Source organism: Duganella kummerowiae, from assembly GCF_053572355.1.
Window position 1 is genome coordinate 208,359 of sequence record NZ_JBKFEH010000008.1, and the last position, 19,390, is coordinate 227,748.

The window sequence follows — 19,390 nt, forward strand, 5'->3', positions numbered from 1 at the left end:
CGGCCCGCTATCGCCGCTGCGTTGCTCAGCGCACCTCCGTACGCTTGCGCTACTCCCGACGATAACGAACCGCTCGCTACGGTTTTTCGAGGTTCCCTGAAACGGGATGGCGTCCGCCACCGTCGCGGGCAATCCGGTAACATGCGCTTATTGCAACCCCGATGGAGTCTCATGTTACCGGCACCGCGCCCCTCGTTTACGGCTGGACAGCGAATTTTGTCACATCTTGTGGCAAAAGTATTCCTGTGCCCGATTTTGGCCGCCGTCCCCCTGCTGGCCACGGCCGACGGCCTGGATTACCGCGTGCGCATCGAGGCGCCCGGCAAGCTGGACGACCTGCTGGAGCATAACCTGGACCTGGTGCGCTTCCGCGGCAACGCCCGCATCGACCGCGAGCAGCTGCAGCGCCTGGTACGGGTGGCGCCCGAGCAGGTCCGGACCCTGGTGGCCACCGACGGCTACTACAGCCCGGAAGTGAGCGTCACCCTGGATGCCGAGGCCAGCCCGCCGCAGGTGCTGGTGCGGGTGGCGCCGGGCGAGCCGGTGCGGGTGGGCGAGGTCGATGTGCAGCTGCAGGGCTTCGCTCCGCCGGCCGGCCAGCCGGCCGACCAGCGCTACGACACCGAGGCGCTGAAAAACAGCTGGCCGTTGAAACCGGGCGCCGTGTTCCGCCAGGACGACTGGGAAAGCGCCAAGCGCGCCCTGGTGCGCCAGGCCGTGCAAACCCGCTACCCGCGCGCCCAGCTGACCGACAGCCAGGCCACGGTCGACCCGGAAGCCCGCAAGGCCGACCTGCGGGTGGTCATCGACAGTGGCCCCGAAGCGCGCTTCGGCGGCCTGCGCATCGAAGGCCTGCAGCGCTATCCGGCCTCCATCGTCTCCAATCTCAACCAGATCAAGCCGGGCGACTACTACAACGAAGCGGCGCTGCAAGCCTACCAGTCGCGCCTGCAGGACACCGGCTACTTCAGCAGCGTGGAAGTGAGCGCCGACCTGTCCTCGGTGTTGAACGAACGGCTGGACGTGGCGGCCGCCAGGGCCGATGCCGGCGCCAGCCCGGAAGCCCAGGCCCAGGCCGAAGCGGCTGCCCGCGAGGCGCCGCTGCCGCCGCTGCCGCTGCTGGTCAAGGTCACCGAGAACAAGCGCAAGAACGTCAGCGCCGGCCTGGGTTTCAGCACCAACACCGGCAACCGCGCCTCGCTCACCTACGACGACCTGGCCGTGTTCGGCCTCAAGATGAAAAGCGCGCTGACGCTGGAAACCAAGAAGCAGACCGCCAAGGCCGACTTCTACTTCCCGGTCACGCCGGACGGCTACAACGACAGCGTGGGCGCTTCCTACGAACGCACCGACATCTCGGGCGAGCTGACCGCCGTCTCCACGGTGGCGGCCAAGCGCACCTGGGGCACGCCGCTGCTGGAACGCAGCCTGACGCTGGAATTCCTCAGCGAGAGCCAGACCCTGACCGGCCAGGAGACCACCCGCAGCAAGAGCCTGCCGCTGACCTATGGCGTCACCTGGCGCAAGCTGGACAACCTGCTGTTCCCGACCAAGGGCTACGCGCTCAACGCCCAGCTGGGCGGCGCCCTGCTGCCCATCCTGACCGACGAAGCCTTTGTGCGCGGCTATGCGCGCGGCGTCATGTACCTGCCCTTCGGCGCCAGCAGCAACGTGATCCTGCGCGCCGAAACCGGCGTGCTGGCCTCGCGCAACAAGGCCGGGGTGCCGGCCACCTATCTGTTCCGCGCCGGCGGCGACCAGTCGGTGCGCGGCTACGCCTACCAGGCCCTCGGCGTGCAGGAAGGCACCGCCATCACCGGCGGCCGCTACCTGGCCGTGGCCAGCGCCGAATACCAGTACTGGTTCAAGCCTCAGTACGGCGCGGCCGTGTTCTACGACGCCGGCAACGCCGCCGACTCGGTGCAGGACCTGCATCCCAAGTCCGGCTACGGCATCGGCGCGCGCTGGAAAAGCCCGGTCGGGCCAATCAACGTGGACGCCGCCTACGGCCACGCCGTCAAGGAGTACCGCCTGCACTTTTCACTGGGATTCAGCTTCTGATGGCCACCGCAAACGATACCCTGCCCATGCCACCTGTGCCGCCGGCGCCACCGGGACCGCCAGGGCCACCTGATGCGCCACCGCCACGTGCGCGGCGCTGGCCGCGCCGCCTGCTGATCGGCGTGCTGGTGCTGGCGGCCCTGCTGGCCGGCCTGTTCTGGGCCCTGGGCCGCGAGTCCACCCTGCAGCAGCTGGTGCAGCGCCTGGCCAACGCCAGCGGCGGCCAGGTCGCCGTGTCCGGCGTGAGCGGCTCGCTGTACCACCGCATGCACATCAACCGCCTGGTCTACAAGGGCAAGGACAGCACCATCACGGCCGAGCAGATCGACATCAATTGGTCGCCGCTGCAGTACTTCTCCGAAGGCCTGGCGATCAGCGAACTGCACGTGGCCAGCCTGCTGGTGCGCAGCACCGGCCCGGGCGAGCCGTCCAGGCTGCCCGACAGCCTGGCCGCGCCGCTGCGCCTGAGCGTGTCCGACGCCCGCCTCGGCGTCCTGACCCTGCAGAGCGACACCGGAGTGAACGTGATACGCCAGCTGCGCTTCCAGCTCTCCGGCGACCAATCCGGCTGGGTGCTGCGCGACGCCAGCGCCCTTACCCAGCTGGGACGCGCGCAAGCCGCGCTGACCGTGGGCGCCGCGCGGCCCTTCCCCATCCAGGGCACGGCCAGCCTGACACAAAGCGCGGCGCCGGCCGGCCAGGAACCGGCCCAGCTGCGCCTGCAGGCCGGCGGCAGCCTGGCCCTGCTCGACCTGCGCGCCCAGGGCCGCGCCGGCAAGGCCAGCGGCGAAGCGCGCCTGGCCCTGGCGCCCTTCGATCCCATCATCCTGCGCAGCATAGACCTGGCCGGCCGCGACCTGAACCCGGCCGGCTACCAGCAAGGCTGGCCCAGCGCGGACCTGAGCCTGAAGCTGAGCGCCGCCATCGACGCCAGCCAGCGCGTCAGCGGCCAGCTGGCCCTGCTCAACCAGGGCAAGGCCGGCCCGCTGGACCAGCACGCCCTGCCGCTGCAGGTGTTCAGCGGCCGCCTGGGCGGCACCCTGACCGACACCCTGCTCGACAACGTGCTGCTGGACCTCGGTCCCGCCGGCCGCTTCAACGGCGGCGGCGAGGTGAAACGCAGCGGCATCGAGGCCGGCATCGACACCGCCCGCTTCCAGCTGCGCACCGAGCGCATCAACCTGCGCGCCATGCACGGCGCCATGAACCAGACCGCCATCGCGGGCGACATCACGCTGGCCAGCACCGCCAGCAAGCAAACCCTGAGCGCGGCACTGGCCCAGGCCGGCCTGCGGCTGGACTTGAAGGCGACGCTGGAAAACGCCGTGCTGCAGCTGGAGCAGGCGCGCCTGCAGGCCAAAAAAGGCAGTATCAGCGCCACCGGCCAGGCCCGCCTGCAGGAGCAACAGCCCTTCGAGGCACGGCTGCGCGCCGACCATTTCGACCCTGCCGCGCTGGGCAGCTATCCAGCCGCCGACATCAACGCCGAGGTCCAGGCCAGCGGCCAGCTGGCGCCGGAATGGCGGGTCGCCAGCACCTTCACGCTCAAGCCCAGCAAGCTGGCCGGCCAGCCGCTGAGCGGCCAGGGCAAGCTCACTGCCGATGCGCGCCACCTGAGCGGCGTCGACGTGCGCCTGGCGCTGGCGCAGAACTCGGCCGAGCTGCGCGGCAGCTTCGGCGCGCCGGGCGAAGAGCTGCGCTTCACGCTGGATGCGCGCCAGCTGTCGGCCCTTTCCAGCGACTGGATGGGCGCCGTCAGCGCCAGCGGCGCGCTGGGCGGCAGCTTCGAGGCGCCGCGCGCCCGCTTCCAGGCCGATGCGCGCGGCCTGGGGCTGGTATCGGCCAGGCGTCCGGCGCCGGACAGCCTGCTGCACGCCAGCGGCGACATCAGCACCGCCGCCGGCCAGGCGCCGCAGCTCAAGGCCAGCGGCACGGCGCAGCGCGTCAATCCGGCCGCCTTTGGCGCCAGCCAGGCCGGCAATGTGGGCGCCGAGTTCACGCTCGAAGCACGGTTGGCCGCCGACTGGCGCGCCGGGCTGGACTTGCGCCTGCAGCCGTCCACGCTGGCCGGCGCGCCGCTCAGCGGCCATGCGCAGCTGGGCGCGGGACCGGGGCGCATCGAAGGCGCCGACATCGATCTGCGCCTGGGCGCTAACCAGCTGCAGGCCAGCGGCAGCTTCGGCAGCGCGCGCGACCGGCTGGACTGGAAACTGGACGCGCCCCAGCTGAACGCCGCCGGCCCGCAGTTCGGCGGCACGCTGCGCGCCAACGGCGCGCTATCGGGCAGCCTGGACAAACCGGCCGTGGTGCTGAACCTGGACGGCGCCAACCTGCGCCTGCCCGGCCAGCAGCAGATCAAGACCATACGCGGCAGCGCCAGGCTCGGCAACACGGCCGCCCTGTCCACCGGCGGCATCGGTGTACCGGTCACCAGCGGCGCATCGGCGGGTGCAGCACGCAGCGGCAGCACCACGGCCGGCGCAGGAGCGGCAGGCCTGGGCGCCAATGCGGCGGCAGGCGGCGCAACGCTGGCCGGCCTCGCCGGGACGGGCGTCCCGGCAAGACTGTCCAGCCCAAAAGCGGAAGCCGCCCGCCGCGCCGAAGCAGCGCGCGCCGCAGTGCCGGCGCAGGCCGGCGACAGCGACGTGCCGCTGGTGAGCGACATCGAGATCACCGGCTATGCCTCGCCCGCCATCCAGTTGGACCGCGCCCGCCTGCAGACCAGCGGCAGCCGCAGCGGCCACACCATCGAGCTGAGCGCCGCCAATCCCGACTTCGACGCCGCCGTGCGCGTGCGCGGCGCCTGGAACAACGACAGCTGGACCGGCGCCATCGACAGCCTGCAGAACAAGGGCCGCTACGCCCTCACCCTGCAAGCCCCGGCGCCGCTGCGCATCGCCGCCCCGGCCGGCAGCGGCGTGGCCGGCCTGGCCAAGCCGGAGCAGATCGCCCTGGGCGCCGCCGTCATCAGGCTACCCTCCGGCAGCATCAGCCTGGACTATCTGGAGAAGTCCGGAACTTCGCTGCGCAGCCAGGGCCGCGCGGCCGGGGTCCCGGTCAGCTACCTGGCGCAGCTGTCGCAAGCGTGGCGCGACAACGTGCGCAGCGACATGACCCTGGGCGCTTCCTGGCAGCTGGCCATGCAGGCGCCCGGCGGCGGCGCCGCGCCCGCCGTGGACGGCATGCTGCGCATCCAGCGCGAACAGGGCGACCTGGTCTTCATCGGCGCCGACCTGGCGCAGCCGCTCGGCCTGCGCCAGCTGGAAGCACGGGTGGACGTCAGCAATGGCGCCCTGCGCGGGCAGCTCACCGTAGACGGCGCCCGCGTCGGCCAGCTGCGCCTGGAGGGCGGCGCCCAGCTGCGCGACGGCCGCGTGGCCGATGACAGCCCGCTTACCATCAGCGGCAGCGCCAACATGGGATCGCTGGCCTGGCTGGCGCCATTGGCCGGCCAACCCGGCCTGGATATCGACGGCACACTCAAACTGAATATCAGCGGCGGCGGCACGGTAGGCGCGCCGCAGCTCAACGGCGACATCAACGGCGACAAGCTGGTGGTGAACTGGGCCGACCAGGGCATCAAGCTGCGCAACGGCCAGCTGCAGGCCCGCCTGTCCGGCGACCAGCTGCAGCTGACCCGGCTGGCCTTCGACGGCAACGAAGGCAAGGCCCAGGCCGACGGCTGGATGCGCTTTGCCAACGCCGAAGCCAGCATGCAGCTCAAGCTGACCGCCACCGGCCTGGAAGTGCTGGCGCGTCCCGACCGATTGCTGGTGGTGAGCGGCTCCAGCACCCTGGTGCGCGACGCCAAACGCTTCCAGCTGGACGGCAAATTCCGCGCCGACCGCGCCAACATCGAACTGGCCGGCGCCGACAGTCCGACCCTGAGCGACGACGTGGTCATCGTCGGCAAGGACAAGGCGCCGCAGAAAACCGCGCAGGGCATGCCGCTCAATATCGACGTCGAGGCCGACCTGGGCGACAACTTCTACCTCAAGGGCAAGGGGCTGGACGCCCAATTGGCCGGCGCGGTGCGCATCCGCATCCAGGACCGCCGCCCGCCACGCGCCAACGGCAGCATCCGCGTGGTCAGCGGCACCTACGCCGCCTACGGACAGAAGCTGGCCATCGAGCGCGGCGTGATCAACTTCAGCGGCGCCTACGACAATCCCGGCCTGAACATCCTGGCCGTGCGCAAGCGTCCCGAGGGCGAGGCGCTCAGCGAAACCAATGTGGAAGCGGGCGTGGAAGTGCGCGGCACGGCGCTGGCGCCATCGGCCAAGCTGGTGTCCACGCCCACCGTGTCGGACAGCGACAAGCTGGCCTGGCTGGTGCTGGGCCACGGCATCGACAGCGCGGCGGGCAACGACATGGCGCTGCTGGGCACCGCCGCCGGCGCCCTGTTCGGCGGCGGCCAGGGCAAGCTGGCCAGCTCGCTGGGCCTGGACGAGCTGGGCGTGGGCCAGGCCAGCAATACCAGCGGCGCCAGCACTACCGGCAGCGGCCAGGCCAGCGGCTTGCAGAACACCGTGGTCACGGTCGGCAAGCGATTGTCGGCGCGGGCCTACCTGAGTTTCGAACAGGGCGCCAGCACCGCCACCAGCCTGGTCAAGCTGCGCTACAAGCTCAATCCGCGCATCACGCTGCAGTTCCAGACCGGCACCAACAACGCGCTGGACGTGCTGTACACCTGGGCTTTCGACTAGGACGCAGCCTTGCCAGAAGCAGCTTCGCCCGAAGCAGCTTCGCCGCGCAGGTGGCGTTCTAGCCAGGTATAGCTCTCATACAGCATGTGCAGCAGCGATTCGCGGGCCCGGTAGGCGTGGCCCTCATTGGGCAGCATCACCAGCCGCGCCGTGCCGCCCAGGCCTTTCACGGCCTGGAACATGCGCTCGCTCTGCAGCGGATGGGTGCCGGCATTCGGATCCTCGGCGCCGTGGATCAGCAGCAGCGCATCCTGGATGCGGTCGGCGTGGTTGAAGGGCGACATGGCCTGGTAGACCCCGGGCGCTTTCCAGTAGGGCCGTTCCTCGGCCTGGAAGCCGAACGGCGTCAAGGTGCGGTTGTAGGCGCCGCTGCGCGCGATGCCGGCCTTGAACAGGCGCGTGTGCGCCAGCAGGTTGGCCGTCATGAAGGCGCCATAAGAATGGCCGCCCACGGCAATGCGCTCGCGGTCGGCCACGCCGCGCCGCACCACTTCCTCCACCGCCGCCTCGGCCGAGGCCACCAGCTGCGGCAGATAGCTGTCGTTGGGTTCCTGGTCGCCGTCGCCGACGATGGGGAAGGAAGGATTGTCCAGCACCGCATAGCCCACCGCCAGGAAGGCCGCCGGTCCCCAGTAGCTGACGCCATTGAAGCGGTAGGGCGAGCCGGTGGTCTGGCTGGCGGCGGCGGCCGACTTGAATTCGTGCGGATAGGCCCACATCAGCAGCGGCAGCGGACCATCGCGCGCGGCGTCGTAGCCGGGCGGCAGCATCAGGGTGGCGGTCAGTTCCACGCCGTCGGCGCGCCGGTAGCGTATCTGCTCCTTCTGCACATCCTTGAGCTGCGGGGTGGGATGCGGAAAATCGGTCAGCGCGCGCAGCTGGCGCGAGGGTATCCGGCTCAGGTCGCGCACATAATAATTGGGCCGCTCGGTGGGCGATTCGCGCGTGGTCAGCAGCAGCGTGCCTTCCGCGTTCAGCACCGCCGCCACGTTCTCGAAATACGGCGCCTCGCTCTGGAACAAGCGCATCTTCTTTTTCGTGTTCAGGCACAAACGGTCGATGAAGGGCCGGTCGCCTTCCGGGCTGGCGCCGGCGCCGTCCAGCAGTATGGTGGTATCGGGACCGATCAGCAGGCGCGGAAAGCCGCTGGCGTCGGCCCGCATCACCGGCGCGCCGGGGCTGTTGTAGCGGTCCTCGTAGGAACCGTGGTGTATCAGCTCCGGCGCCAGCCCGGGGTGGTCGGGCGCGATCATCCACTGGCGGTAGCCGCGCGTCTTGTGCCAGCGCTCGCTGATCAGTGCCACGTCGCCGCGTCCCCAGGCGATGCCGCCATAGCGCATGGTCAGGCGCGCCAGCACCTGGGCCGGCGCATGGAAGGGCGCGGCGTGCTGGTACACCAGGTCGCGTATGCCGTCCGCCACCTCGCGCGCCGGATCGCCGCCGTCCTGGGCCTCGGCCCACACCAGGGTGGCCGGAGCGTCGGCGCGCCAGGAGACGTTGCGCACCCCATCCGACACGGCGTCGTTCCCCGGCGGCAGGCCTTCCTCCAGCGGCAGCATGGCCACCGTGTGCAGCAGCTTGCCGTCCAGGTCGCGCACTTCGACCCGCTCGCCGAAGCTGGAGGCCGGCACCAGGTAGGAATATGGGCGCGTGACGCTGTGCGTGAGCAGGTACTGGCCGCCCGGCGCCACCGAGGTGCGCGCATACTGGTCCGGGGCGCCCAGCAGGCGGCTGTGGCCCTGCAGGTCCAGGTGCGCCAGCTGCACCGTGATGTAGTACTCGAACAGGCGCGCGTCGTCCTCGTTCTTGAGCAAGTCCTGGTAGGTGCGCAGCTGGCGCGGGGCGCTGCCTGGGGCGCTGTCCTGCACCACCGGGCCGGCGGGCGCCGGGCTGGGACGCGGCGGGGCGCCCAGTCCGGCCGGACGCCAGTGCACCAGCAGGCCGCTGCTGTCCGGCAGCCAGCTGAAGCCGCGCGTGAGCACGGCCGACAGCGGCTGCGCCGACAGGCGCCGCGCGCGCCGCAGTTCGATATCGACCAGCCACAGTTCCAGCACCCCGCGCTCGCCCTTCCATGCCAGGTGCGAAAACGCCAGGTGGCGCTGGTCGGGCGCCCAGGCCATGTCGGCCAGGCGCAGCGCGCGCGGCAGGCCCTTGATGCGCTGCTGGCGTCCGCTGGCGATCTCCATCAGCTCCAGGCCGGTGCCGTAGCTATAGCGCGCCGAGGCGCAGGTGCGCGGGTTGATGCGCAGCCCGGCCAGTTTCAATTCCGGCTGCGCCACCTCGGCAATGCCGGGCAGGGGCGGGGTCTGCACCATGGCCACCAGGTCGCGCCGGGGACTCAGGCTCAGGGCCGGGGCGCGCGGCGCGTCCACCAGGGCTTGCAGCGCCGCCGGCGGCAGCCGGTAGCCGGATTCCTCCACCCCGGCCCGCGGCGAGGACGCCATCAGGCTCAATGAGGAAGGCAGCATGGACAGGGGAGAGGTCATGGGCAGCGCAGGGTAGGCAGATCGGTCCAGTTTGCGGATGCGGCCGCCGATTGTCAATCGCCGCCGTGCGCCATGCGCCCGGTGGCGTACAATCGCGTCTTTGCCTGCTTCTGTATCGGATATGGAAATCAAGACTTTCATCCTGCTGGCCCTGATGCCCCTGGTGGTGTGGCGCGTGTACATGCGCCTGAAGGCGGCGCTGGGACGCAACCGCTCGGAGCTGTGGCGCCACTACGCGGGCGCCGTCATCTTGCTGGGCACCCTCGGCATCGTCGCGGCACAGGTGCTGGGCGATATCGAATCGCTGGGCGCCCTGGCCGTGGGCGCGGCGGCCGGCGCCGCCCTGGCCTTCCTCAACCTGCGCCGCAGCCGCCTGGAAAACACCCGCGACGGCTTTTTCTACCGCCAGGACGCCCGCATCGGCATCCTGATCGTGCTGCTGTGCCTGGCCCGCCTGATGTACCGCATGTTCGCCCTGTTCCTGCAGATGCAGGGCGCCGAGCCGGCCGCGCCGGAATTCATCCGCACCCCGCTCACGGCCGTCATGCTGGGCGTGATGCTGGCCTATTTCGGCGGCTACCAGCTGCTGCTGGCGCGCTGGCGCCGCGGCCAGAAACCGGTGCCGCGCGGCGGCGTCGGACTGGACTGATTCATCGTCCGCGCCCGGGGCGCTACAGCGTCTCCAGCCGGGCGCGCCAGCCGGCCGCCTGTTCCTGCAGCGCCGCCAGCTCGTCGGCCGGCATACCGGCCAGCTGGCGGTAGACGTAGGCCAGGCGCTGGTTGTGCCGCAGCAGGCCGGCGTGGCGGGCAAAGAAATCCCAGTACAGGGCGTTGTAGGGACAGGCCTGCGCGCCGGTGCGCTGCTTGCGGTCGTAGCGGCAGCCCTTGCAGTAGTCGCTCATGCGGTCTATATAGGCGGCGCTGGACGCATAGGGTTTGCTGGCCAGCAGGCCGCCGTCCGCGAACTGGCTCATGCCTACCGTGTTGGGCAGCTCGACCCACTCGAAGGCGTCCACGTACACGCCCAAATACCACAGGTGCAGCTGGTGCGGGTCCAGCCCGGCCAGCAGCGAGAAATTCCCGATCACCATCAGGCGCTGGATGTGGTGGGCGTGCGCCTCGCGCAGCGACTGGCCCAAGGCTTGGGCCAGGCAGTGCATGCCGGTTTGCCCGGTCCAGAACCAGGCCGGCAGCGGCAGGCCATGGCCGAACACATTGCTGTTCTCGTAGCCCGGCATGCGCGCCCAGTACACTCCGCGCACATACTCGCGCCAGCCCAGGATCTGGCGGATGAACCCTTCCACCGCCGCCAGCGGCGCCCTGCCCTCGCGCCAGGCCTGCTCGGCGCGCTCGATCACCTCGCGCGGATGCAGCATCTTCACGTTCAGGGCGAACGACAGCAATGAATGGAACAAACGCGGCGCCTGGCTGTGCATGGCGTCCTGGTAGTCGCCGAAATGCGGCAGGCCGTGGACCATGAAGGCGTCCAGCTCGCGCAGCGCCTGTTCCCGGTCCGGCGGCCAGCGCAGCGCCTGCGCATTGGGCTCGCCGAAGCTCTGCACGCCCGCCACCAAGATGGTTTGCCACAGCGCGCCGTGGTCATGCGCCGTGCGCGCATCGGGCGGTTCGGGCGGCGTACCCTTCCACGGCTTGCGGTTGTCGGCATCGAAGTTCCAGCGTCCGCCGGCCGGGCCGCCGCCGGCCTTCATCAGCACGCCGTGGCGCACCCGCATGTGGCGGTAGAAGTCTTCCATCAGCCATTCGCGGCGGCCACGGAACAAGCGCGCCGCCTCGCCGCGCGTGGTGAGGAAATGCTCGCTGTCCACCATGGCGCAGGGGATCCACTGCCGGCGCGCGAAATCGGCCAGCTGGCGGTCCAGCCGCCACTCGTCCGGGGCCTGGTATTCGAAGGCGCTGGCCTGGTAGTGCTCGAACAGCCATTCCAGGTTGTCCGGCAGCGACTGCAGGTTGGCGCGATCGTCTATCGTGAGGTAGTGCACCCGGTGGCCGTCCGCCTGCAGCCGGCGCGCCAGGGCGCGCATGGCGGCGAAGATGGCCAGGATTTTCTGCGCGTGGTGCCACACGTAGTCGGTCTCCTGCCGCATTTCGATGAGCAGGTAGACCACGTCCGCGCGCCGCTGCGAGAACCAGCTGTGGCAGGGGTTCAGCTGGTCGCCCAGCAGCAGGCGCAGGACGGTCATGGCGTCACGGCGTCAGGCCGCCTTGGCCGGCTCCGTGGGACGGCGCTGCAGCACGAAGATGGGCTGGGCCCACTGCGTGTCCTTCTTCTTCTTGCTGGTGATCAGGGTCAGCTCGGAAGGATCGTAGACGTCGGTGTTGTGGGTCAGCGGCGTGGTCATCAAATACTGGGCGTCGGTGTTCTTGAGGAACTCGCCGACCAGCTGGATGTTGCGGATATCCAGGTGCGCGAACGGTTCGTCGATGAACACGAAGCCGCCCGAGCCTTCCTCCGACTTCAAGAGGCCGATCAGCAGCACCAGCGACTTCATCACCTGCTGGCCGCCGGAGGCCTCGCCGTCGTTCATGCCGATCGGGCCCTTGCCGTCGAACTTGAAGCGCACGTGCAGGCCGGCCTGGGCCAGCAGGGTGTCGTCGTTTTCCAGCCGCACCGGGTCGGCGTGCACCTCAATGTTGGCCAGCTCGCCCAGCTCCTTGATGTTCTTGCTGTACATCTTGATGGTGTAGCGCAGGCGCTCGATGTAGGCCCCGCGCGCGTTGGCCGTGGCCTCGATGGCGCGGTTGTTCTGGTAGCGGCGCTCCTCGGTCTCGCTGGCGCGGCCCGACAGCTGCTCGTTCAGGCGCGCATACTGGTCGATCACGGTGGCGTCCAGCTCCCAGTCGTCGCGCGCCAGGCTGTGTTCCAGGCTGTGGATGCGCAGCGTGACCTGGTGCGCGTTGTGGTGCTCTTCCACCAGGCGCGCGCGGCGGTCAGGACGGCGCCAGCTCTTGGGCAGGTGGCGCCAGGAGCGGCGCAGCGCCAGCAGGTTGCGCGCGTGCTCCGTGCGCTGCTCGATCTGGCGCTTGTAGTTCAGGCGCAGGCCGGCCTCCGCCTCGGACAGGGCAAAGCGCGCGTTCTGCCATTGCGTATCGGCGCGGGTACGGGCCACAGTGGCGTTCTTGATCAGGCCCTGCAGCTCGCCCAGGCGGGTGCCGACGGCGGTACGCTCCTCGCGCAGCGGCACGGCGCTGCGCGCCGCTTCCTCGAATTCCTCGGCGCGCGCCGACAATTCCTTGGCCGCGTCCACCCCGGCCAGGCGCGCCTTCAGGCCGCTGACTTCGGCGGCCAGCTTGCTGACGGCCAGGGTCAGGCTGTCTTCCTGCGCCTCCAGGGCCGGCAGCGATTTCTGGATCGCTTCCAGGCGCTGGGTGCGGCCGGCCGAACCGAAGCGGTAGCGCGAGGCTTCCACGAACAGCGAGCGGCCGCCGCGCCGTTCGCGGTGATAGGCTTCCGGCGTGATCCATTCCTCGTGGCTGCCCAGGCGCGCGCCTTCGTCGACGTTGTCCACGCGGGTGATGCGGGCCAGTTGTTCCACCAGCCAGCCCGGCACCTTGGCCGAGAACTTCACCACCGACATCAGGCTGTCATCCTTGACCGAGGGCGCATGCACCAGGTCGGGCACGATGAAGTGGCGGTAGCGTTCCTTTTCCGCCAGGCGGTAGGCGGCCGCCGCGTCGGACGGCTTATCCAGCAGCACCACCGAGGCGTAGCCGGACAACACGCCCTCGATGGCGCCCTGCCAGCGCGGGTCGGTCACTTCGACCACGTCGGACAGCATGGCGTGGCCTATGCCGGCGTCGTTCAGCACGCGGCGCATGGCGCGCTGCGCTTCCGGTTCCGGCATCGCGGTCTTGCCCTGCAGGGCCGAGATGGTGGCCAGTTCGCCGGCGATCTTGGCGGCCACGGCGTCGCGCGCCATCTTCTGGCGCGCCAGCTCGATTTCCTTTTCCTGCAGCAGCTGCGCCATTTCGGCCAGGTCGGCGCCGGCGTCGGCCGCCAGCTTCTGCAGGCGGGCCTTTTGTTCCAGCAGGCTGTCCAGCGGCTTGAGCTTGTTGTTGATCTGGTTCAAACGGCTCGACAGCGCGGTCGATTCCTGCTCCAGCACCGTCTCGTGCTGCTGGGCGTCGCTCAGGGCCTTGGCTTGCGCCGCCACCTGGGCCCGCTTGTCGCTCAGCTGCTGGTCGGCCTGCGCCAGCGGCTTGCGCGCCTCGCGCAGCTGGCGGCTGATGCTGGCCTGCTTCTCGCGCGCCTCGTGGTATTCCAGCGTGGGCAGCACTTCCTCCTGCAGTTCGCGGCGCTCCTTGGTGAGATCCTCCCACTGGTGGTAGTTGGCGACGCGCAGGCGCAGGCCTTCCAGGTTGGTGCGCGAGGCTTCGAGTTCGGCCTCGAAGCGTTTCAGCTCGGTCTCGGTGTCGCGCTGGTGGCGCTTGGCCTCATCGTAGGCGTCCAGCACTTCCTTGTCGCCGAATACCTGGAACACCAGGTCCAGCAGCTGGCGCGGCGCGTATTCGCACAGCTTGTCGGTCTCGCCCTGCTCCAGGGCCAGCACCTTGGCCATGGCGGGCGACAGGCCGGCCATGGCCAGGCGCTTGCGGTAGTTTTCCACGCCCAGCCAGTCGTTGGCCTCGCCGATGTCCTCGATCTGCACATTCCCGGGGCGCATCAGGTACTGGCGCTTCCAGTCGCCGCCATTCTTCTGCACCTGGCAGAACAGGGTCACCTCGTCATCGCTGAAGAAGCCGGAGCCGCGGAACGGGCGGTTCGAGAGCTGGCGGCCCATGGGCTTGTTGTCCACCACGGCGCGCAGCCAGGCGGTCTGCTGGCCGCTGTGGCGCGCATAGTGCTTGTAGGTGCGGCCCATCGAGCAATCGAGGCCGAACAGGGTGCGCATGGCGTCCAGCAAGGTGGTCTTGCCGGAGCCGTTCTGGCCGGCGATGGTGATGATCTTGGCGTCGAGAGGGATGTTCTTGATGCGCTGCCAGTAGTCCCAGTGGACCAGTTCTAGCGATTTGATGTGAAACATGGTCAGTCCTTGCCTGCGGTGTCGTCGGTGGCGGCGGGCGCCTCGGCCTCGCCGGCCGCGATGGCTTCCACGGCGGCGCCGGCCATGGCGGCGGCGGTGCCGGCGCCATCGTCCGGAGTATCGTCATTGGCGGCCTTGGGCGCCGGGCGGCGCACCGCCACGATGGGGGCGCGCTTGAACACGTCCGCCAGGGCGCCGTTCAGGATGCGTTCCTTGAGCAGGTCGGTGTCCATCAGCAGGTCCAGCAGCGGGCCTTCCAGGATCACGTCGCCGCGCCGCTCGATGAAGCCGAGCTTGGACAGGATGCCCAGGTTCATGTCCAGCCGGGTTTTCTTGCCCAGCTTGTCGCCGAAGTCGGCCAGCAGCGCCTTGTACGGGATGCCGATCGAGGTGTCCTCGGCGCGCGGCAGCGGGCGCTCGACGCCGAACATGTCGTTCTGCTGGTCGTCGGCGTGCTGGTGGGTTTCCTGGCGCTCGCGCTTGGGCAGGATGATCTGCGCCCACAGCACCACCAGCAGGGCCACGCCGTCGCGCGACAGGCCGAAGTTATTGTTCTGCCAGATGTCCTTGGCGCCGAAGATCTTCGGCTCGATGGTGCGCGTCAGCGCCAGCGTCACGTGGTCGGCGTACACGTTGTCGACCAGGCGCATGCCGGTGGCCAGGAGGCGCGCGTCGACGTCGGAGCGGAACTGCTCGTCGGACAGCACACGCTTGACCAGCTTGTCGTCGCGGCGCAGGGTCTGGTGCGTCAGCAGGCGCGCGATCAGGATTTGGGTATCGTCATTCATCGGTCTGGCCGCCTTCCGGGTCCAAAATCAGTGAGAGGGAAGCCATCGACATGGCGGCCACCTCGAGGTCGGGCAGCTGCACCAGTTCGTCGGTCAGGGTCAGGGCCAAAGGCAGGCGCGCCAGTTCGGCGGTGGCGCCCTGCAGGCTGGCTTCGGCCGCATCGCCCAAGAGCGGCAGCAGCGAGGCGCGGTAGGAGGCCACCGCGAAACTGGCCGGCAGCAGCGCGTCCTGGGCCCGTATCGATTTTGGCGCCTCGGCCGCCACGCTGGGGAAGTTGCCCAGGGCGGCGAAGTCGGACAGGCGCGCCAGCCAGTCGTCCAGCTCCTGCTGCATGGCCGGGTTGTCGTTGACGGTGGTGGGCGCGTCCTCGCCGCTGGGCAGGCCGCCCTGCACCGCGCTGCCGGGGCGGTCGGCCAGCAGCTCGGTCTCGGCCACGTCTATCATTTCGGCCGGGGTGATGAACAGCGGCATCAGCGGCTGTTCCACCGCGCCGTCGGCCAGCGAAGCCAGGTCGGGATGCTCGAGCAGCCAGCGCTTGATGTCGGTGGTGGACAGGCCGGACTGGCCCAGGTGCACGCGCTGGCGCTCGATCTGGTTCAGGGCGCGCGAGAACATGCCCTGCATGTTCAGCAGCGCCGACTGGGCGCGGCCGATGGCTTGCGCGGCGCGGTGGGTGGCGCTGTCGGCCCGCTCATCGGAGGTGATGGCGCGCAGGATGTCGGAACCCTTCTCGACCCAGTCGCAGGCCATGTGCCACTTGGCCTGCGAGGCGCGCAGGCGGAATTCGGAACCGGAGGCGATGGCGTCCGAGAATTCCTCGGTCAGGTCGACCAGGCGGCCCAGCAGGTGCTGCAGCTGGTCCACCGTGACCCCGCCCATCACCTGGGCGCCGGCCACCTGCGACAGCAAAAAGCCCATCTCGGCCTGGTCCTTCTGCTGGTCCATGGCCAGCAGGCCGTCGATGGCGGAGAGCACGTTGCGCGCCACCGGGGTGACACGGTACACGGATTGCTGCGGGTCCCAGGCCAGCAGGCCGTGCGAGCGCAGCCGGGTCAGCACGGTTTCCAGGCTTTCCGGCAGCAGATAGGCCAGGCGGGTGTTGATGTCGGCCCGGGTGTAGGCGCTGGTGGCGTTGTCCGAGGCCAGCTCGCGCAACACCAGCAGGCGCACCAGCACGCCGTCGTAGCCGCCGTGGAACAGGGCCGTGAAGGTTTGCAGCAGGGGCTGGGCGCGCTTCAGGTGATAAACCTGCTCGATTTCCTCGGCCGCCACGTGGGGCTGGAAGTGGGCCTGCAGCGTATTTTGCCCGGCTTCCTGCTGGATGTCCTCCAGGCCGGCCTGGTCTTCCTGCGGGAGCGGATGCAGTGCTGCGGCAGCCTGGGCTGCGCTTGCCATAGGTTCAATCATTCTTTGCCATAGTCTGTACGCGGCGCGAAGTGGTCATAAATGCAACAACACCGCCCTGGGTGGGCGTGCCGCATGGTCGCGCGGGGGCGTCAGTATAGCAGTTCCGGCCGCCAGGGCCGGGATGGCGGCGGCTACGGTGACGGCTGGCGGGCCGGGACGGCGGGGGCCGGCTTGCGGGTCTGCTTGATGTCCCGGCGGACTTCCTTGAACTGGGTGTCGATCTGTTTGAACTGATGTTCCGTCTGTGCGCGGAATTCGGCCTGGTCGCTGCGGATGTCGTTGAACTGCGCGTCGATTTGCTTGAACTGTTCTTCTGTCTGCGCACGGAAGGCGGCCTGGTCCCTGCGCATGTCATCGATGTCCTTGCGCATGCCGGCCAGCAGGCGGTTGGTTTCGGCCTGCTGCCCTCCGGCCGCTTGCCCCCTGTCGAAAGATTCCTGCATATTCGACAACAGCACGGCATTGATGGCGCCCACCCCGAACACGATGGCCAGCACGGAGGCCACGGCAATGCCTATCATGTTGCGCTGGGTGGCATCGAGGCGGGCGTACAGTTTGCGCAGCTCGTGCTTGAGCTCGGCAAAACGCTCATCCATGGAAGCTTGCATGGCGGCAAACCGCACATTCAGGAGGTCGCGCAGGCTGTCCACTTTTTCTTCCAGCGGCAGCAGGCGGGCCTCCATGCGCTGGTCCAGGCGGGAACGTGCCGCTTCTTCCCGCGCGTCCATGAGTTCCTTGACGTAGTCGGCTTCGGTCATGCTGGCGGCTCCCGGAAGGCTAACATTCCCAGTATAGGCGGCCTTCCGCAACCGACAGCACGCAAGCTATTTCTTGTTGATCTTGCTCAGGGTCTGGTCGACGAAATCGCCGTCATTGTCGTTGAAGCGGATGCGCACCGGATACCAGTCCAGCGAGGGCGCCAGCCACAAATCGACTTGCTGGCCCTGGGCGTCCGGCGGCGGTGCCTTGACCAGGTGGACGGCGCTGACTTCCCCCAGACCGGTGCTGATGGTCTCGGTGCCGGCCACCTTGAAGGTCCAGGGCTCGGCGTCGCGCCGGCCGGCCACGAAATAGGCCCACTCGCTGCCCGGCTTGAACTTGTCCGGCGTGGCGCGGGCCTGGGCCAGCAGCTGCCAGGGCGCGCTGGTGCGGTCCTGCTCACCGCCCTTGATGGGATAGCTCTCATTGCCATCCGTGAAAGTGATGGTCTTGTCGTCGCGCCGGAAGGTGGTGGTGCTGGGGTCCTTGCGGATGCGCTTCTCGTAGAAGGTGGCGGGCGCCAGGCCGTAGTCATCCACCGCGCCCTCGCTGCGGTTTTCCACCACCTTGCCGAAGATGGAGACCTTGCTTTCGGTGGCGATCGCATACTTGCCGTCGCCGGTGCGCCAGGCCACGGTGGCGTCGCCGCTGATGCCCAGCCCGTGCTGGCGCGCCTTGATGGTGTAGATCAAGTCAGCCGAGGGCGGCAGGCTGTAGGGCCGCTTGACGCTGGGGTGCTCCTGGGCCGGCGCGGCCAACGCACCGCTAACGCCCAGCGCCAGCAGCAGCGCGGCCGCCAGCCTGGAAAATTGCTTGCTCATGATCCTGTCTCTTTCATGGTAATGCGCGACACGGTCTGCGTGGTCAGCGCGCCGCTCGCCTCGGTGTTGCGGATCTGGACCGGATACCAGTGCTGGCCGGGCGCCAGCCAGATGTCCAGCCGCGACGAATACGTGCCCGGCTTGGGCGGACGCGTCATGTGCCAGGTCACCAGCTTGCCCATGCGCGTGTCCAGCTCCTCCTCGCCCACCAGGTGGAAGCGGAACACATTGGCTTCCTTGTCCTCGCCCACCAGGATGTCGACGTCGCCGCCCAGCTGGTTGACGTCGGCCTGGCCTATGCCAGCCAGCTGGAATGGCACCGTGGCCTTGTCCTGCGCGCCCACCAGCAGCGGATAGCTGCGCTCGCTGGCGGAAAAGCTGATGGTGCCCTGCTCGCGGTTGAAATGGGTGGCCGTCAGCGCCCTGCCCTTGCGTTTCTCGGTGGCCGTGACGGGGGCGATGCCGGCGTCGTCAATCGCGCCCTCACTGGTCAGCACCAGCAGGTTCAGGCGCGTGATGATGACGCTGATACCGGCCTCCACCTTCACCGTGTAGCGGCTGCCGTCAGTATGCCACGCCATGCTGGCCACGCCTGTCCATTTGGTGCCGTCCGCATCGACCCGGTCCACCTGCAGCTCGAAATCGGCGGGCGGCGGCAGCTTGACCTTGTAGCGGCGCATGGCGGGCAGCGCGGGCGCGGACGCCACGGCCGGGGCGGCATCGGCGGCCGGGGCCGGCGGCGCGGCGGTCTGCACCTGCTGTGCGCCGGGCCGCGGCGCGCCAGCCTGCGGCGCGCCAGCCTGCTGCGTGCCGGATTGCGGCGCGTCCGGCATGGCAAGGTCGGGCAGCGCGGCCACGGCGGGGTCCAGCGGCGCGGCGGCCGCTGCCGGCGCGCTGTCGGCCAATGGCGGCACGGCGTCCGGTACCGGCTGCGGCGGCGGCATGGCGGGCGGCCGGGGCCGGGCCGGGCGCGGGGGCCGGGGCGCCAGCGGCGCGATCTCCGGCGCAGCCTCGGCCGACGCCGTGCGCTGCGGCAGGGCCAGGCGCAGCTGCGCCGTGACGATCGCGGGCGGCGCCGGCTGCGCCTGCGGTCCCAGGCGGCTGCCGGCCCAGTCTATCGCCACCACGTGCAGCAGCGCGGTGGCGGCGCACAGCACCAGGGCGCGGCGGTGGCGGTACAGGAAGGAAGCTGGCGTCATGGCCGCTAGTGTAGCGTGTTCGGCGCGGGCGCATGGCGCGGCCCCGCGCCGGGTCCGGCAATCTTGTCAAAAGACTTTGAATGCCTGGGAATAATCTGGTACGCTGGTCGCTCTCTCGCC

General features: G+C 69.5%; 11 protein-coding genes. 3 read left to right on the top strand and 8 right to left on the bottom strand.

The features are described from left to right. The first annotated feature begins 171 nt into the window (after positions 1 to 171). Both ACLB1G_RS08735 and ACLB1G_RS08740 read left to right on the top strand, forming a co-directional pair. A complete protein-coding gene (locus ACLB1G_RS08735) occupies positions 172 to 2,061 on the top strand; it encodes an autotransporter assembly complex protein TamA (RefSeq protein WP_491626817.1) in 1,890 nt (629 codons plus the stop codon). Next, positions 2,061 to 6,767: a translocation/assembly module TamB domain-containing protein gene (locus ACLB1G_RS08740; RefSeq protein ID WP_491626818.1), complete on the top strand. Its 4,707-nt coding sequence runs from the start codon at positions 2,061 to 2,063 to the stop codon at positions 6,765 to 6,767. The genes ACLB1G_RS08735 and ACLB1G_RS08740 overlap by 1 nt, the downstream gene beginning before the upstream one ends. Here ACLB1G_RS08740 and ACLB1G_RS08745 read toward each other — a convergent pair. Next, positions 6,764 to 9,253: a S9 family peptidase gene (locus ACLB1G_RS08745; protein ID WP_491626819.1), complete on the bottom strand. Its 2,490-nt coding sequence runs from the start codon at positions 9,251 to 9,253 to the stop codon at positions 6,764 to 6,766. The two genes, ACLB1G_RS08740 and ACLB1G_RS08745, sit on opposite strands and share 4 nt — an antisense overlap. Positions 9,254 to 9,374: 121 nt before the next feature. On the opposite strand from ACLB1G_RS08745, the gene ACLB1G_RS08750 reads away from it, so the two are divergent. Then, positions 9,375 to 9,902: a CcdC protein domain-containing protein gene (locus tag ACLB1G_RS08750; protein ID WP_491626820.1), complete on the top strand. Its 528-nt coding sequence runs from the start codon at positions 9,375 to 9,377 to the stop codon at positions 9,900 to 9,902. 22 nt (positions 9,903 to 9,924) lie between these two features. On the opposite strand, the gene ACLB1G_RS08755 is transcribed toward ACLB1G_RS08750, so the two are convergent. The 7 genes from ACLB1G_RS08755 to ACLB1G_RS08785 all read right to left on the bottom strand — a co-directional run bounded on the left by ACLB1G_RS08755 (position 9,925) and on the right by ACLB1G_RS08785 (position 19,270). Next, a complete protein-coding gene (locus tag ACLB1G_RS08755; RefSeq protein ID WP_491626821.1) occupies positions 9,925 to 11,454 on the bottom strand; it encodes a cryptochrome/photolyase family protein in 1,530 nt (509 codons plus the stop codon). Between the two features lie 12 nt (positions 11,455 to 11,466). Beyond that, positions 11,467 to 14,295, bottom strand: a complete 2,829-nt coding sequence (locus ACLB1G_RS08760; RefSeq protein WP_491626822.1) for an ATP-binding protein — start codon at positions 14,293 to 14,295, stop codon at positions 11,467 to 11,469. 2 nt (positions 14,296 to 14,297) lie between these two features. Beyond that, positions 14,298 to 15,083: a hypothetical protein gene (locus tag ACLB1G_RS08765; RefSeq protein ID WP_491626823.1), complete on the bottom strand. Its 786-nt coding sequence runs from the start codon at positions 15,081 to 15,083 to the stop codon at positions 14,298 to 14,300. Next, the gene (locus ACLB1G_RS08770; protein ID WP_491626824.1) at positions 15,076 to 16,479 is read right to left on the bottom strand and encodes a hypothetical protein; all 1,404 of its coding nucleotides are present in this window, start codon (positions 16,477 to 16,479) and stop codon (positions 15,076 to 15,078) included. Before ACLB1G_RS08770 ends, ACLB1G_RS08765 begins: the two co-directional genes overlap by 8 nt. A 143-nt stretch (positions 16,480 to 16,622) precedes the next feature. Continuing rightward, complete coding sequence (locus tag ACLB1G_RS08775) at positions 16,623 to 17,249, bottom strand: hypothetical protein (RefSeq protein ID WP_491626825.1); 627 nt, start codon at positions 17,247 to 17,249, stop codon at positions 16,623 to 16,625. A gap of 66 nt (positions 17,250 to 17,315) precedes the next feature. Continuing rightward, on the bottom strand, positions 17,316 to 18,071 hold the full coding sequence (locus ACLB1G_RS08780; RefSeq protein WP_491626826.1) for a DUF3108 domain-containing protein: 756 nt from the start codon (positions 18,069 to 18,071) through the stop codon (positions 17,316 to 17,318). Continuing rightward, a complete protein-coding gene (locus ACLB1G_RS08785; RefSeq protein WP_491626827.1) occupies positions 18,068 to 19,270 on the bottom strand; it encodes a DUF3108 domain-containing protein in 1,203 nt (400 codons plus the stop codon). Before ACLB1G_RS08785 ends, ACLB1G_RS08780 begins: the two co-directional genes overlap by 4 nt. Positions 19,271 to 19,390 lie beyond the last annotated feature (120 nt).